Annotated in this window: 16 protein-coding genes; 9 read left to right on the top strand and 7 right to left on the bottom strand. The window is 33.4% G+C overall.

What is annotated here, in order from left to right; genetic code table 11:
* Positions 1 to 143 precede the first annotated feature (143 nt).
* The 6 genes from THEYE_RS03535 to THEYE_RS03515 all read right to left on the bottom strand — a co-directional run bounded on the left by THEYE_RS03535 (position 144) and on the right by THEYE_RS03515 (position 6269).
* A complete protein-coding gene (locus THEYE_RS03535) occupies positions 144 to 1583 on the bottom strand; it encodes a PAS domain-containing sensor histidine kinase (RefSeq protein ID WP_012546509.1) in 1440 nt (479 codons plus the stop codon).
* A gap of 183 nt (positions 1584 to 1766) precedes the next feature.
* Complete coding sequence (locus THEYE_RS03530; protein WP_012545567.1) at positions 1767 to 2597, bottom strand: universal stress protein; 831 nt, start codon at positions 2595 to 2597, stop codon at positions 1767 to 1769.
* A 2-nt stretch (positions 2598 to 2599) separates the two neighbouring features.
* Positions 2600 to 3346, bottom strand: coding sequence for a hypothetical protein (locus THEYE_RS03525; protein WP_012545191.1), 747 nt, complete (start codon positions 3344 to 3346; stop codon positions 2600 to 2602).
* A gap of 1 nt (position 3347) precedes the next feature.
* Positions 3348 to 4616, bottom strand: coding sequence for a sulfite exporter TauE/SafE family protein (locus THEYE_RS03520; RefSeq protein ID WP_012546139.1), 1269 nt, complete (start codon positions 4614 to 4616; stop codon positions 3348 to 3350).
* 71 nt (positions 4617 to 4687) lie between these two features.
* Positions 4688 to 4813, bottom strand: a complete 126-nt coding sequence (locus tag THEYE_RS10550; RefSeq protein WP_255446980.1) for a hypothetical protein — start codon at positions 4811 to 4813, stop codon at positions 4688 to 4690.
* 190 nt (positions 4814 to 5003) lie between these two features.
* Entirely contained in the window at positions 5004 to 6269 is a 1266-nt protein-coding gene (locus tag THEYE_RS03515) for a sigma-54-dependent transcriptional regulator (RefSeq protein WP_012546349.1), read from the bottom strand.
* A 91-nt stretch (positions 6270 to 6360) separates the two neighbouring features.
* Here THEYE_RS03515 and mutS point away from each other — a divergent pair, with 91 nt between their 5' ends.
* Genes mutS through THEYE_RS03500 form a run of 3 tightly spaced genes read left to right on the top strand, consistent with a single transcriptional unit; the run spans position 6361 to position 10463 of the window.
* Positions 6361 to 8919, top strand: a complete 2559-nt coding sequence (mutS, locus tag THEYE_RS03510; RefSeq protein WP_012545203.1) for a DNA mismatch repair protein MutS — start codon at positions 6361 to 6363, stop codon at positions 8917 to 8919.
* On the top strand, positions 8912 to 9523 hold the full coding sequence (gene coaE / locus THEYE_RS03505) for a dephospho-CoA kinase (protein ID WP_012546225.1): 612 nt from the start codon (positions 8912 to 8914) through the stop codon (positions 9521 to 9523). Before mutS ends, coaE begins: the two co-directional genes overlap by 8 nt.
* Positions 9510 to 10463 carry a bifunctional riboflavin kinase/FAD synthetase gene (locus THEYE_RS03500; protein WP_012546739.1) on the top strand — a complete coding sequence of 318 codons (954 nt, stop codon included), beginning with the start codon at positions 9510 to 9512 and terminating at the stop codon, positions 10461 to 10463. Before coaE ends, THEYE_RS03500 begins: the two co-directional genes overlap by 14 nt.
* Here the strand turns inward: THEYE_RS03500 and THEYE_RS03495 are convergent.
* Entirely contained in the window at positions 10452 to 12329 is a 1878-nt protein-coding gene (locus tag THEYE_RS03495) for a primosomal protein N' family DNA-binding protein (protein WP_012545897.1), read from the bottom strand. The two genes, THEYE_RS03500 and THEYE_RS03495, sit on opposite strands and share 12 nt — an antisense overlap.
* A gap of 90 nt (positions 12330 to 12419) precedes the next feature.
* Between THEYE_RS03495 and THEYE_RS03490 the strand changes: the two genes are divergently transcribed.
* From THEYE_RS03490 to nusA, 6 genes are all read left to right on the top strand, one after another.
* Entirely contained in the window at positions 12420 to 12830 is a 411-nt protein-coding gene (locus THEYE_RS03490) for a tetratricopeptide repeat protein (protein ID WP_012545532.1), read from the top strand.
* 1 nt (position 12831) lies between these two features.
* Positions 12832 to 13269 carry an OsmC family protein gene (locus THEYE_RS03485; protein ID WP_012546638.1) on the top strand — a complete coding sequence of 146 codons (438 nt, stop codon included), beginning with the start codon at positions 12832 to 12834 and terminating at the stop codon, positions 13267 to 13269.
* A 126-nt stretch (positions 13270 to 13395) separates the two neighbouring features.
* Positions 13396 to 13767: a PA2779 family protein gene (locus tag THEYE_RS03480; protein WP_012545038.1), complete on the top strand. Its 372-nt coding sequence runs from the start codon at positions 13396 to 13398 to the stop codon at positions 13765 to 13767.
* A 113-nt stretch (positions 13768 to 13880) separates the two neighbouring features.
* Positions 13881 to 14123: a lipoprotein gene (locus THEYE_RS03475; RefSeq protein ID WP_012546039.1), complete on the top strand. Its 243-nt coding sequence runs from the start codon at positions 13881 to 13883 to the stop codon at positions 14121 to 14123.
* Between the two features lie 126 nt (positions 14124 to 14249).
* Positions 14250 to 14744: a ribosome maturation factor RimP gene (locus tag THEYE_RS10545; RefSeq protein WP_012545395.1), complete on the top strand. Its 495-nt coding sequence runs from the start codon at positions 14250 to 14252 to the stop codon at positions 14742 to 14744.
* Between the two features lie 4 nt (positions 14745 to 14748).
* Complete coding sequence (gene nusA, locus THEYE_RS03465) at positions 14749 to 15846, top strand: transcription termination factor NusA (protein ID WP_012546178.1); 1098 nt, start codon at positions 14749 to 14751, stop codon at positions 15844 to 15846.
* Position 15847 lies beyond the last annotated feature (1 nt).

The following is a 15847-nucleotide window of genomic DNA, read 5'->3' as shown; positions in this document are numbered from 1 at the left end:
GTAAGCGAAGGGTCTCCCCCTTAAATCTTAGATTCCCCACAAACCCTTCGCTACAGTTCAGGGCTTCGCTCGGCTCTGAATGACCAAGGGAGGTAAATGGAACATATCAGAGCTTACAAGCCTTTGAAACAGGCTAATAAATTTTAGGAATCTTTTAACGGAATGAATATATCAAATCTCGTTCCCTTACTTAGTTCACTTTCTACAAAAATAAAACCATTCAGAAGCTGAACAATTTGATATACCGTTGGCAATCCAAGCCCTGAACCTTTTTCTCCTTTTGTAGTAAAAAAGGGTTCAAATATCTTTTCCTTTGTTTCTTTGTCCATTCCAACTCCTGTGTCTGTCACAGATAAACATATATATTCTTTTGCAAATTCTTTTTTTGTTTCTGAAATTATTGTTCTGAATTTATCAGATAATTGTTTAACTGATGCCTCTATTTTTATCTGTCCTCCTTCTGGTAATGCATCCTGTGCATTTAAAACAAGATTTGTAACTACTTTTTCTATGTCAGTTCTATCAGCAAAAACTTTTAAAGAAATCTCTGGCATTATGAGGGTTAAATCAATATTTTCTTTCAATGAACCTTTAAGAAAAGTGGCAATGTTTCCTAAAACTTCTTTCAAATCTATAATTTCAGGATTTCTACTAATATCTCTTCCAAATCCAAGAATTTCTCTTATATTAATCAATACAGAATCAATGATAGAAAGCATTTTTACAAGATATTTTTTTGCTAATTCCATGTCTTCTGTTTGCAAAGCAACCTGAGCAAAGCCTTTAACACCTGTAAGCATGTTTTTTATCTCATGAGCATAGGTTGATGTCAGTCTTCTTATAGATTCCATTTTGCGTGAAATTATAATCTGTTCTTCATATTTTCTTATCTCTGTTACATCTGTAAGAAAAAGAGCATATCCTAAAACTTCTCCCTCTTCCAATCTTATTCCTCTTAAACGAAAAACTTTGTTATTATATTTCAGTTCTTTAAGATAACTGTTATGAATTTCATAAAGAGATACCTGAGGAAATACTTCAAATATGTTCTCCCCTTTTAATTTTTTATGACCTGAGTATTTTAAGAATGAATCATTGCAGTAAATAATCTTTCCAGAAAATTCTAAAATAGCAACTCCAACCGGTGAATGAGAAATTACATTGTAAAGCTTCATAAGTTCAATCTCAGCAGTTTTTCTGGCAGTAATATCTCTCACAATCTGAACAGCTCCGATCAGATCGCAGGCTTCATCAACCACAGGAGAAGCTGAGATTTTTACCCATGCACCTTTACCACCGTAAAGTGCTGGAAGAAATGTCTCTATTTCATATGTGTCTGCTTTTTTACTTAAAAATTCTGGATATATCATATCAGGATTCAAAACATAATCAACAGGCATTGGTCTTCGGTAGCCATAAAAAGGTAATGAATATTCAAAATCTCCCTTACCAATAATTTCTTCTTCAAAAATACCTGTCATTTCTTCTAAAACTTTATTCCATACAATCACTTTACCTGTCATATCAATTGCAAAAACTCCATCAGGTATTAACCGCACGATTCTTCTTAAAATATTCTCCACAATTAGCCCTCCTCCCTATTTAGATTTAAAAATTTGATTTATCAAAATGATACAAAAGAAACTTCTCTTCCGCTTTTAATTCATTAAGATTGAAAACTGGAATCTATTTTAATGGAAGTGTAATACCCTTTATTTGTTATTCTGAGGGGGACTATAAGCCCCCCTCAGAATCCATTTTTTATTTTACTTCTTTTTTACAACCATTACAGGACGGGCAACTGTGCCGATAACTCTTTCAGTTACGCTTCCCATGAAGAATTTTTCTATTCCTGTTTTACCATATGTACCCATTACAATCAATCCAACAGCGTTTTTGTTTGCCACATCTGCTATCTGTTCAAAGGGTTCTCCCTTTGCAACAACTGTTTGAACCTTTACACCTTCACGTTCTCCAGACTCTTTTACAGCTTTTACTGCTTCCTCAGCATAGGCAACTTCACTATCTCTTTTTGCAACTGAGACAGCAATAAGCTCACTGTTAAATCTCTTTGCTGTGCCTATTGCTTCTGATGCTGCAATATTGCTGTAAACAGAGCCATCAGTGGCAATGAGAATTTTATCAAAGTTGAGAGTTGCTCCTACTGGAACAACTAAAACCTTACACGGAGCATTTCCAATTACTTTTTTACCTACTGCACCAAGCATGACACCTTTTTTACCAAGTATAATGAGGTCAACACTGTTTTTTATTGCCTCATCAATGATGTATTTGTATGGTTCTGGTCCTGTGTAACTTATGGTTTCACATTTTACACCTGCTTTATCTGCGATTGCTTTCACATCATCAAGAGCTTGCTTTGCTCTTTTTTCCATTACATCTATTACCTGTGGAAGCGTTTCTACAAACTCTGCTGCAAAAATTGGCACTTCTGCAACACATATAGCATATACAGTACTTCCACAGGGTTTTGCAAGGTCAACTGCTGCCTGAGCCGCGAATTTAGCAGCCTCGGAACCATCTGTTGAAATCAGTATTTTATCTAATTTTGTTAAAGGACATGCACCAATAGCCATTTTTATACCTCCTTCTTTACCTTTGCTTTCTTTGTAGAAAGTCCTAATCCCTCAAATAAATAAAGCACTCCAAATCCATACCAGATTGTATATAAAACATAGAATAATAGAAGACCTGTTGCAACACCTGCTTTTTCTGTTATCTTGACTGCTTGAATTCCATAGAAATTGTATGCAGGTTCAATTGCTGCTGTCATAACTTTCTTTACAAAATTGGCATCCTCAGCTTTTTTATCAAGGGTAAGCTTTTTATTGACAAGATTTAAAGCATTATGCCACTGCCTGAACATCTGCTTCATCTTTTCATCATCTGTGACATCATATTTTTTCTTTATGTAATCTCCATTGTTATTATACATCTGATCTGAATCTTCAAGTGCAGCAGATATAATAGCACCAAAATCACCTGTTATGTGTACTTTTGAACCATTAACCTCTGCTTTTGCACCATTAATGGTAAATACTTTAGCCATTCTTTCAGCTCTTTTTTCTGCATCACCAGGTTTGTCACCTGCCCTTTTTACATCTACTACCACATCCAAAACTTTACCTTTATATTTTTCTGCATCCTTCTTTAGTTTAGGAATTTGATAGGCAGAACCTTTTGCCAACTTATTAAAAAGGTCATCACTGTATTCCAAACCATTCTGTCCCTGTCCATATATAGGAGCAAATATTAATATCAATACACCGATAAAGCTTATTAATAAAATCAATCCCCATGTTAGATGTTTTTTATCAGCAGCCATCTTATCCCTCCTCTCTAAAAGCCTTTAAGTTCTTAAAGAAACTACCTAAAACCCAAATTCCAAAACCTCCAACCGCTGCCCAGAATACAACATTTCCAATAAGAGTGATAATGTCACAGGCTTCTTTTGATATTGACCACAGTTCAAGGCTTCTTAATTTATCAGGAACAACACTTGCTCTGTTTGCAAAACCTGCTAAAATTGTAAGCACCCAGAATCCTCTGATAACCATTCCAGGAACAACCTTTGTTGTAAGTGCTCCAATCTGAATTCCTATAAGAGAACCAAGAAGCAATCCCATTGCAAGGGTATAGAAAACATAACCATAAATGGCATACTGAGAAATTGAGGAATAACCTGCAGTAAAGATTATCTGAAGAATATCAGTTCCAACTGTTGTTGGTGTTGATACTCCAAGTACATAGACAAAAAGTGGGAATGTTACAAATCCGCCACCAACTCCCATAACTGCTGCAAGAAGACCAACCAGAAAACCACACATAGCAACAAAGAGCCATGATATTCTTCTCCCTCCAAAGTCTTCATCAAAATTTATCATTGGAGGGATATTAATCTTCTGAATATTAAGTGCGAGCTTTGTTGTTGTCATAGGTCCACCATGTGCATCTCCATGAGCATCTCCACCTGCCTGCACACCTTTTTTGCGAGCCTTGCTCAACTTTATATAGTCTCTTAACCCATAAAATCCCAGAAATCCAAGTATGATAGCATAAACAATGCTGATGAAGGCTTCACTTGCCACAGGATCCCAATTATAAATTGTCCTTTGAATATAACCGCCTGTTGTTGCACCTAAAACAGAACCTATGACAAAGGCAACAGCTAATCCCACACAAACATTTCCGAGCTTTTTATGAATAACTGTTCCCATGATTGCCTTTGCAAATATGTGAAACTGGTCTGTTCCTACTGCTAAAATTCCCTTAACTCCTGCTGCCATAAGTGCTGGTGCTATGATAAATCCACCGCCTGCACCTATACATCCTGTAATTAGCCCTGCTGCAAGTCCTACTGCTATTGATGCAATGAAAACTGTTGTTGTGTAGTGCGATGGTGCGTAGGCTGATTTACCCCCCAGAAAATCAGCAGCACCTAAAAAAGATACAAGAACAATGGGTGATAAAAGAGCTATCAAAATCAACAACCTTTTCTTGTTCTTCAGGATGTTATCTGACATCTGCTTTTCCCACTTGGCTTGGTATATTGCACCAGCCATCATAAGTTCATATAGTTTCCTTAATTTACTCATTCCACAGCCTCCTCCTTTTTAATTTTTTTCTTTTTCTCTGAATAAATTAAAATAGCCCCACTTTTCTTCTGTTAGACAAAACATCTTACCCTTGTCTTTTTTTCACCTCCCTTCTTTTTGTTTTTTTCAGGCTTTTTTCGGAGTCTGTCAAACTCCTTTGGTTTTGAAAAAGTTATTGATACAAGCAGATCTTTCATTTTTTTCCAAACCTTTTTCATTATTAATTGATTATGCAATAGACATGCCAGATAACAAATTAACTAAAAATGAGGCTTTACTATGAAGGAAATAATAGTTCATGCAACATATTATTGCATTTTTGTTTCTATGGAAAAAAATTGCTTGTAAATAGGTTATATAAAATGCAACAAGTTGTTTCAGCTAAAATTATGTAGCAATTTTAAATTGTTTCAGTTTCCTCTGAAGTTGTTGTCTGTGAATTCCCAATAATTCTGCTGCTTTTGAGATATTACCTCTACTTTTCTGTAAGGCTGACCATATTAATTCTTTTTCAAAATTATCCACTGCTTCTCTGAGATTGCCGTGGGGTGTTTTTTTAGAATGTTGAGTTTTTAATAAATAGGCAGGCAAGTCTTTAATCGTAATCTCAACAGAGTTTGTGAATGCTATAGCTCTTTCAATAATGTTTTCAAGTTCGCGAACATTGCCAGGGAAAGAGTAGGACATTAAAGCATCAAGGGCTTCTTCCGTGATTCCTTTAATATTTATATCTTTTCTTTTAGCTGAATGCTTTTTTATAAAAAACTGTGTAAGGGAAGGAATATCCTCCTTTCTACTTCTTAATGGAGGAATCTCTATGTGAATTACATTTAATCTATAAAAAAGGTCTTCTCTGAAAACACCTTCTTTGCAGGCTTTAGACAAGTCTTTATTCGTAGCAGCTATAAATCTTACATCAACTTTTACTGGGTGATTTCCGCCTATTCTTATGAATTCACCTTCCTGAATAACCCTCAAAATTTTAGTCTGAAAAAGAGGTGACACATCACCAATTTCATCAAAAAATAATGTTCCTCTGTCAGCCCATTCAATAAGTCCTTTTTTAGTGTAATTTGCACCTGTAAATGCTCCTTTCTCAAAACCAAAAAGTTCTGACTCAAGCAAAGTATCGGGTATAGCTGTGCAGTTTATAACAATAAATGGATTTTCTTTTCTCTCACTTAAATTGTGAATTGCTCTTGCTACAAGTTCTTTACCTGTGCCTGACTCACCTGTAATAAGAACATTACTATCTGTAAGTGCTGCCTTTCTTATACCGCAGTAAACATCTTCCATGATTCTACTTATTCCAATAAGACCATTTATTTCTACCTTTGGTTTATCCTTAAAATTTTCAAAAATTTCCTTTACAGATTCGTTCCTTAAAGGCTTTTGAAGAAAATCTGTTGCTCCTAATTTCATTGATTTTATGGCCTTTTTTATATCAGATTTACCGATGGTGATTACAGGCATATATTGTTTTAGATCAATAACTCTTTTTTCCCATCCTTCAGAATCAATATCTATAAAGGCAATGTCATAGGTAGAAAAGTTTGTAGAGGCAGGGGATTTTGTCTTATTCGTTTTTCTTAAAGTAATACCTATGGAATCAAAAATTTCATAAAGCTTTTCTGCTTCGTCAGAAATTACCAAAACACTAAAGGACCTCAAAAAAACCATCGCAGTTAAAAATAGAACATTTTAGGCGGAGTTGTCAATACTGTATAATAAAAAAATGAACTCTATGGAAGTCTCACAAGAAGAACTTACTCCTCTTATGCGTCAGTATCTAAGAGTTAAAGAGCAATATAAGGATGCTATAGTTTTTTTTAGACTCGGTGATTTTTATGAGATGTTTGGAGAAGATGCTGTTATTGCTTCCAAGATACTGGGAATAACTTTAACATCAAGAGATAAATCAAAGGAAAAGGCTATTCCTATGTGTGGTATACCATATTTTTCAGCAGATTCATATATTGAAAAACTTCTCCGTGAAGGCTATAAGGTGGCAATATGTGAACAAATAGGAGACCCTAAAACCTCAAAAGGAATTGTAGAAAGAGAAGTTATAAAGGTTTTGACTCCTGGAACTTATCTACCAGAAGGCGTTAGAGAGAACATATATATTATGTCCATATATCCATCTAAAGGGAAAATCGGGATAGCCTTAGCAGATATTACCACAGGACAGTTTTTCCTTTATGAGACAGATAAAAATATTACTGATGAAATTGAAAGGTTTGAACCAAAAGAGATTCTTATTCCTGCAAGTTTTGAGGATAGCCTAAAATTTGAAATATCCTCTTATAACAAGACTTTCATTGAAGACTGGAAATTTGATTATCTCCTTGCGTATAAAACTCTCTTGGAGCATTTCAAAGTAGCCTCTCTTAAAAGCTATGGAGCAGAGGAATTCTCTAATGCTATTTCAGCAGGAGGTGCACTCTTAAAATATCTTGAAGAAAATAAACAGCAAACGGAGTTTAAAGGTATAAAGATATTAAATCTTTCTGAGTTTATGCTTCTTGATGCTTCTACCAAAAAAAATCTTGAGATTTTTGTATCCCTTGATGGTAGTCGGGAAGGTTCTCTAATATGGGTATTAGATGAAACGCTTACACCTATGGGAGCTCGCTTCCTTAAAAATACATTATCCTGTCCACTTCTAAATATATCAGAAATAGAAAAAAGATTTGATGGTATTGAGGCTTTTTGTGGAGATTATCTATTGAGAGAGAAATTAGAAAAAATTCTGAAGGATTTCCCAGATATTGAAAGAATTGCTCTCAAGATTAAAGGCAAAAGTATAAATCCAAAGGAACTTAACTCCCTCAAGAATGCTTTAAAAAGAATTCCAGAATTAAGAGAAGTTTTGAGAAATAAAACAGAAATACTAAATAGCCTTTATAATTCTCTATACGAACTAAATGAGCTTGTGACAAAGATAGAGAATGCTTTGACAGAAAATCCTCCTCCTGTAATAACAGAAGGTGGCATTTTCAGAGATGGATATAATTCAACCATAGACGAACTTAGAGCATTAAGAACTGAAAGTAAAAAATATATACTCAATATGGAAGCTGAGGAAAGAAAAAAAACAGGAATAAATTCACTTAAAATTGGATATAACAGAGTCTTTGGATACTATATAGAAGTAACAAAGCCAAATCTTCACCTTGTTCCATCTCATTATATAAGGAAACAAACTCTCGCAAATGCAGAGAGATTTATTACAGAAGAACTCAAAGAGCTTGAGTTAAAAATAATGAGCGCTGAGGAAAAGCTTAAAATACTTGAGCAGGAACTCTTTATAGAATTGGTAAATTCAATTTTACCTTTTACTGATAAGATACTTAATAATGGAGAAACAATAGGGTTTATTGATTTTCTTCTTTCACTTGCAAAGGTTGCCTCAAAATATAACTACGTGAGACCTGAGATAAATGAAGAGGATATTATAGAGATAAAAGATGGCAGACACCCTGTAATTGAAAGACTCATTCAACTTGGAAAGCTTTATGAAGGAAGATTTATTCCCAATGATCTTTTAATCGGTCCAGCTGACCAAAGGATAATAATTCTTACAGGACCAAATATGGCAGGAAAATCTACATATATGAGACAAAATGCTTTGATAGTTTTGATGGCTCAGATTGGTTCCTTTGTTCCAGCAAAATATGCAAAGATAGGAATTGTTGATAGAATCTTCACTCGCATAGGTGCTTCTGATTATCTTGCAAAAGGACAGAGCACATTTATGGTGGAAATGATTGAGACTGCAAATATTCTTAATAATGCCACACCTAAAAGTTTTATAATTCTTGATGAAGTAGGAAGAGGGACAAGTACCTTTGACGGAATAAGCATAGCTTGGTCAGTGGTAGAATACATTGCTGAAAAAATAAAAGCAAGAACCCTTTTTGCTACACATTATCATGAGCTTACTGACCTTGCATTTAACCTTGATTGCATAAAAAATTTCACTGTTGTTGTAAAAGAATGGGGGGATGAAATAATATTTTTGAGAAAAATACAGGAAGGTGGAGCAGATAAAAGCTATGGAATTCAGGTTGCTCGTCTTGCTGGGCTTCCTTTAGAGATATTAAATAGGGCAAGAGAGATTCTTCATAGACTTGAGAAAAAGGAATTTCAAGTTTTTCCCATAAGGGCAAGACAGCTTGATCTGTTCTTTCAGGGAGACCCTATAAAAGCAGAGCTTTCAAAGATTGATATAGACTCTTTAAATCCTCAGAAGGCATTGAAAAAATTGAAAGAATTAAAGGAGATGCTAAAGAATGATTAAGATAGGACTTACAGGAAATTTCGGGATGGGTAAAAGCACCGTAGCAGAACTTTTTAAAAAATTAGGTGCTTATGTAATAAGTGCTGATAAAATCGTGGAAACTCTTTTAGAAGAGCCTGAGGTAATAGAAGAGATAAAAAAATTATTTGGTAATGAAGTTATAACAAATGGCAAACTGAATAAAAAATACATTTCAAGCATAGTCTTTGAAAATCCTTTGATGAGAATTTATCTTGAAAATATTCTTCATCCACGAGTTTTTGAAAAGGTTGACGAGATAGTAAAAAACATACCTCAGAGAGGAGAACCCATAATTGTGGTAGTAGAAGCACCAATTATTTTTGAGAGAGGATATCAGAATAAGTTTGACCTTATAATTACTGTTTTCACTTCAGAAGAAATTGCCTTAGAACGACTTGAAAAAAAAGGAATCTCTAAGGAAGAAGCTTTTAGAAGATTAAAATGTCAATTTCCCATTGAGATGAAAAAATCAAAGTCTGATTATATAATAAATAATTCAGGGACACTTGAAGAAACTGCTCAGCAGGTAGAAGCAATATTTCAAAAACTAATAGCAATGGAGAGAAAATATGCAGGTAATTAGAGGGATTGAAAAACTGGAAGCTAAAAATACAGTAATAACCATAGGAAATTTTGACGGTGTGCATATAGGACATCAGAAAATTTTTGATTATTTAAAAAGAAAAGCTTCTCAGATAAATGGAAAAAGTGTGGTAATTACCTTTCACCCTCATCCAATAAAAGTTCTTTTTAAAGAGCATCCATTAAGACTAATTACAACAACGGACGATAAGCTTAAATTAATTGAAAAATGCGGAGTGGATATAACAATCTTAATACCTTTTACCCGTGAATTTGCTCAAATAGAGGCAGAAGATTTTGTAAAGGATATACTCGTTGAGAAACTTAATGCAAAATGGGTTGTAGTAGGTTATGATTACAGATTTGGTAGAGGAAGAAAAGGAGATAGGTACTTACTTAAGAAACTTGGTCTATTTTACGGATTTAAAGTTACTGTACTTAAAGCATACAAGAGCAAAGGGAAAATATTAAGCAGTACCGCTGTAAGAAATGCTCTTAATGATGGGAATATAAAAGAGGCAAATCTTTTTCTGGGAAGAGCTTATCACATAGACGGTGATGTTATAAAAGGTTTAGGAAGAGGCTCAACAGTTCTTGGATATCCTACGGCAAATATAGCACCTATTCAGGAAATTATTCCAAAGGAAGGAGTTTATGCTGTTAAGGTAACCATACCCCATTTATCAAAAACCTTTAAAGGAGTTGCAAATATTGGCAAGAATCCCACCTTTAACAATGTAAATATGAGTTACGAAGTTCACATTTTTGATTTTAAAGAAAATCTACTTGGTAAAACTATCAGAGTCCATTTTATTGCAAGACTTAGAGATGAAAAAAAATTTAATTCACCTGATGAACTTAAAAAAAATATTGCCCATGATATTGAAATGGCAAAAAAAGTTTTTAAACAAGACAGAACCAGACTATTCTTAGATTTTTAAACTCACAGGGTCTACTTCAAATTTAAAAGAAATGCCTTTAAAAGTTCTCAATGTTGCAATAGCACCTGTTAATTCATCTATGAGTCTTTTTTTATCCTTTGAGCGGAAAATAAACATAAATTCTTCTTTATCTTGATTTTTAAGAGGTCCAATAATCTCTCCTGAAATATGATTTTTTAAAAACTCTTTAACTTTATCTAAGGTTTCATATGGAAATGTTTTTTTAGTTTTTATCATCAATTTAATAAGCCTTGAAAAAGGAGGGAAACCCGTTTGTTCTCTGTGTTTTAACTCATAAAGGTAAAAATCTTTAAAATTGTAAGAGCGAATAAATTTAAAAATCTCTCCACCAGGATTTCTTGTCTGAATAAATAAAGTTCCATCTTGTTTAATTAACTGACAGATTGATAAAACTTTTGCAAAAGCCTTTTCAAAAGTTCTGTAATCAGGTATAGAAAGAAAAAAATCAAAATCTACAATAACAGCTCCTTTAAAATCAGCAATATATCCTTTTTTTATTTTACCTGTCTGTCCAACCCAAATTCCCTGAAACTGCTCGGATTCTAAATCTATCTCTTTAATTTCAACATGTTTGTCTGAAAAAATATTTTTAAGTTCCTCTGTAATGCGTTCAACTCCAACTCCCACTGAATGCATGTCTACTCCTGAACAATAAGGACATTGTTCGGAAATTTTCATTACAATTCCGCATCTAAAACATTCAAGTAATCTCGTAGATTTACGAAAAATCATACTATATCCACATTTTTCACACTTAATAACTTCTCCACATTCTGAACATCTCAAAAGACTATATCCGCTTCTTGGAGATGTAACAAGAATTCCTTCTTTTTGATAAAGCTTCAGATAAAGCAACGCTTCTGGATGAAAAATGCTTTGATAAGGCTGTCTTAAAATCTTTATGTTAGGATGCTTTGATTGATTGAAATCGTCTATTAATTCATATTTACTCCTAAGTGCATTATAATAAGATACTGTTGAGGGCATAAAATCTGTAAGCACAACAGGACAGCCTTCAATAAAACCTCTCATGACAGCGCAATCTCTTGCATGATATCTCGGAGACTCTTCTGCTTTGTAAAGCCAGCTTGACTCCTGTCCAACCATAATCAAAGAAAGCTTTTTTACAGGTGCAAATACAGCAAACCTTGTCCCTACAATAATTTTTGCTTTATTTGCAACTATTTCTTTTATTGAAAATAAAAGTTCAGAATGTTTCATCCCACTATGAAGAAGAACAATCTGATTATTAAAACTCCTCAAAAGATTAAACAGTCTCTGAGCCTCTTTTATTTCAGGCATTATTAAAAGAATCGTTCCATCTTCAGATAAAAGCTCTCTTACAACTTTAATCATTAGTTTTATTTCATATAAAAAATCAGGACATTGAATAAGAAATGTTTTATAACTTCCTACCCTTGTGAGGTTAATAATCTTTGAAATAGTTTCATTGTTTAAGAAATAATTCTCTACATTGAATGAAATAGGTTCTGCAGGCGGATTCTTTTCCTTTAATCTTTTTTTGCTTTTTCTTTCGCTAAGCAAATCTATCACTTCTTCAAAAAAAGTAACCCTGAGAACAGAACCCATCTCCGAAATATAGTAAGAACTCATCCATTGAAGAAAATCTATAAATTTCTCTTCATAGGCTTTACCAATAACTGTTTGAATTTTTTTTATTTGAACGGTTTTATCAGGTTTGTCTGTTTTATTTATAACAATCCCTTCAACAACTCTGTTTCTCAGCGGCACCTGAACAGCGAATCCTTTTAAATTTAGTTCTTCATCATATTGATAAGTAAGTGTCTTAAGTTTAAGAGGAATGGACACATTAAAATAAGGCATGAATTAATTATAACTATTTTATGATATAATTACACAATGCTGTTACAATTGCTAATAGCAATCTGCCTTATTATAATAACAGGCTGCAGTATGCCTCAAATTGTTGTTTTACACGACCCTTTAACTCCTCAAGAGCATCTTCAACTCGGATTAAACTATGAAAAAAAAGGACTTATTGAAGAAGCTAAAAAACATTATGAAGAAGCTTCAAAATCCGATGCGAGAGGATTACTCTTTCTCGGAAATTTATATTTAAATCAGGGAGAATATGACAAAGCAGAAGATTACTATAAAAAAGCAATCAAAAAAAATGATAAACTCGCTGATGCCTATAATAATCTGGCATGGATTTATTGCATAAAAAATAAAAATCTTGATGAAGCTGAAGACATGGTAAAAAAAGCATTAGAAATTGAAAAAGACAATTCAGATAAAGTTAAAATTTATCAGGATACACTTGAAAAAATTAAAAAACTTAATATAAAAAACAGGAGGGAATAAAATGGCTATGGTAAAAAAAATTAAAGTAGACACAAAATGGATTGAAAATTTTCTTATTGAGGTAAAAGCCCGAAATCATATAATCTATGTTGATCAACCTGAAGATTCAGGTGGAAAAAATAAAGGGATAACTCCTCTTGAACATTTGCTCGCTGCTCTTGGTAGCTGTATTTGTTCAATGGCTGTTATTATTGCTAAACAAAAAAATATAGAATTAAAAAATTTTGATGTTTCTGTAGAAGGAGAAATTGATTATGATGTATTACTCGGTAAATCTAAACAACCAAGACCAGGATTTTACAAAATTGTTGTCAAAGTAAAATTAGATGCAGCTTTAACAGATATTGAAAAGAAAGAATTTATTAAGGAAATACAAAGCCGTTGTCCTGTAGCAGATGGACTTATGAATATAACACCGCTTGAAGTAATTATAGAATAGCTTTAGGACATCATTAAAAAATGAAATGACTGAAGAAGGATAATAAAATTAAATAAACTTATCATCTCTTGATTTTCAGGAGATTATAAGTTTTTAAATAATTCCAAACATTTCGGAGGTGTGCTTATGATGAAAAAAATTCTTGTTATTTACTTGAGTGTTGCGATTTTAGTAATCGGAACAGTGCAATCATCGGGTGCTGGAATTATTCCCTCAGAGATGACTCTTAATTCTACTACTCAAGATCTGGAAAAAATTCAAAAATTTCTTGAGATGAAAATGGTTTCCCAGAGACTTAAAGATTTTGGTTATTCTGAAAAAGAAATTATGGATAGGCTTTCAACACTTGATGAACAAACCCTGCATAAGCTTGCTCTAAAAATTGATGAAATAAAAATTGCAGGAGATGCAGGTTTAGCTGTAATTTTAGCACTTTTAATAATAGCACTTGTTATACTCATCATTAACCTTACAGGGCACAGGGTAGTGGTGAAATAATAAATAGTATATAGGGGTTGACAAAAAGGTAAAACCAATGGTAAAAAAATAAAGTCAAAGGGATTTCAGTTTTTAGTTCAAATTCTCTATGAGAAAGGAGGTGACTAAAGAAGATGAAAAAAATATTGGCATTAGTACTTTCTTTAATTCTCATGGTATCCTTTAGCTTCGCATTAGGATGCAAAAAGGCTGAGGAACCAAAGAAGCCAGAGGCACCAGCACCAGCTCCTGCACCAGCACCAGCAGCTCCTGAAAAAGCTCCTGAGGCTCCAAAAGCTCCTGAAGCTCCAAAGGCTCCTGAGGCTCCAAAGGCTCCTGAAAAAGCTCCTGAAAAGCCTGCTGAGAAGAAAAAATAATTTAGCAGGATACAAACAAAGCAACACTGGGATTATTCCTGGTGTTGCTTTAAATTATTCAAAAATGTTAAACTTTCCGAAAGAGTGGGCTTTCCCACTCTTTTATTTTGAGTAATCGGGGAAAGCATGAATATTAAAGAATTAAAAGACAAAATAACCGATTATGCCAATATAGTTGGCGAACAGGAAGGAGTGGAAATAGTTAATGTGGAAATATATCCAGGAGGTAAAGGATTAACTTTAAGAATTTTTATTGATAAAGAAGGAGGTGTCACTATAAAGGATTGTGAAAATTTTTCAAGAGCTATAGAGGCTATACTTGATGTTGAAGATCCGATAAAAAGCTCCTATACTCTTGAAGTTTCTTCTCCTGGAATTGACAGACCACTTAAAAATAAAAAAGATTTTTTAAGAAATATAGGCAGAGATGTGAAAATTACCACAAAAGAAAAAATAGCTGATAACACTTTTTTTATAGGGAAAATTGTTGATGTGGGAGATGACTGGGTAAGAATAGAAATTCAGGAAACAAAGATCAAAGGAAGCAAGAAAAAAGGTAAAACTGAACTTTTATTTATACCTTTTAATAAAATCATCAAAGCACAGGTTTATTTAGGATAATTTTATGGGGAAAGAGCTTAAATTTTTAGTAGAACAAATAATGAGAGAAAAGGGAATTACCAAAGATGCTGTGATAGAGCTTCTTGAGACAGCTCTAATTTCAGCTATAAGGAAGAAATATGGAAATAAATCTTCAATAAAAATAAAAATTGAACCTCAAACTTTTGACATTAATATCTTTGAAATAAAAAAAGTAGTAGAAGAAGTAAAAGATTCAGCATCTGAAATTTCAATAGAAGAAGTAAAACAAAAATATATTGATAAAGGAATCGGAGATACAGTTGAAGTTCCTTTATCAATTCAGGATTTTGGAAGAATTGCTGTTCAGACTGCAAAACATGTGCTTTTTCAGAAAATAAGGGAAATTGAAAGGTCACAGATTTTTGAAGAGTTTAAAGATAAAGTCGGTAATATAGTTAGCGGAACAGTATTAAGAAAAGAAAAAGGGAATTTCTATATACTTGTAGGTAAGGCAGAAGCAATTCTGCCAGATAAAGAGGTGCTGCCACAGGATAATTTAAAAAGAGGAGATATAGTAAAAGCATATATATTTGAAGTAAAACAGACACCAAAAGAACCTATAATAAAACTTTCAAGAACACATCCAAACTTTGTAGTAGGATTATTCACTCTTGAAGTTCCTGAGATTCAGGATGGAATAGTAGAAATAAAAACCATTGCAAGGGACCCAGGAGAAAGAACCAAAATAGCGGCTTCATCAAAAGACCCTTCAGTAGACCCTGTTGGAGCATGCGTTGGTATGAAAGGAACAAGAGTTCAGGCTGTTGTCAGAGAGTTAAAAGGTGAAAGGATTGATATAATTCCTTACAGTGATGATATGAGTTTTTTTATTGCAAAAGCTCTTACTCCGGCAACTGTGCTCAAGGTAGGTATAAATGAAAATGAGAAAACAGCAGTTGTTGTTGTTGAAAATGATCAACTCTCTTTAGCAATTGGTAAAAAAGGACAGAATGTTAGACTTGCTTCAAGACTAACAGGCTGGAGCATTGATGTATTGAGTGAGTCAGAATACAATCAAATGAAACATAAAGAAACAGAGAGAGCTTTTAAAGAAACCAATCAGAAGCAGGTAAATGACTAAA

Origin of the sequence: Thermodesulfovibrio yellowstonii DSM 11347 (assembly GCF_000020985.1) — a bacterium.
GTDB classification, from domain to species: Bacteria; Nitrospirota; Thermodesulfovibrionia; order Thermodesulfovibrionales; family Thermodesulfovibrionaceae; genus Thermodesulfovibrio; species Thermodesulfovibrio yellowstonii.
This window is presented reverse-complemented; position numbering and strand designations above follow the sequence as displayed.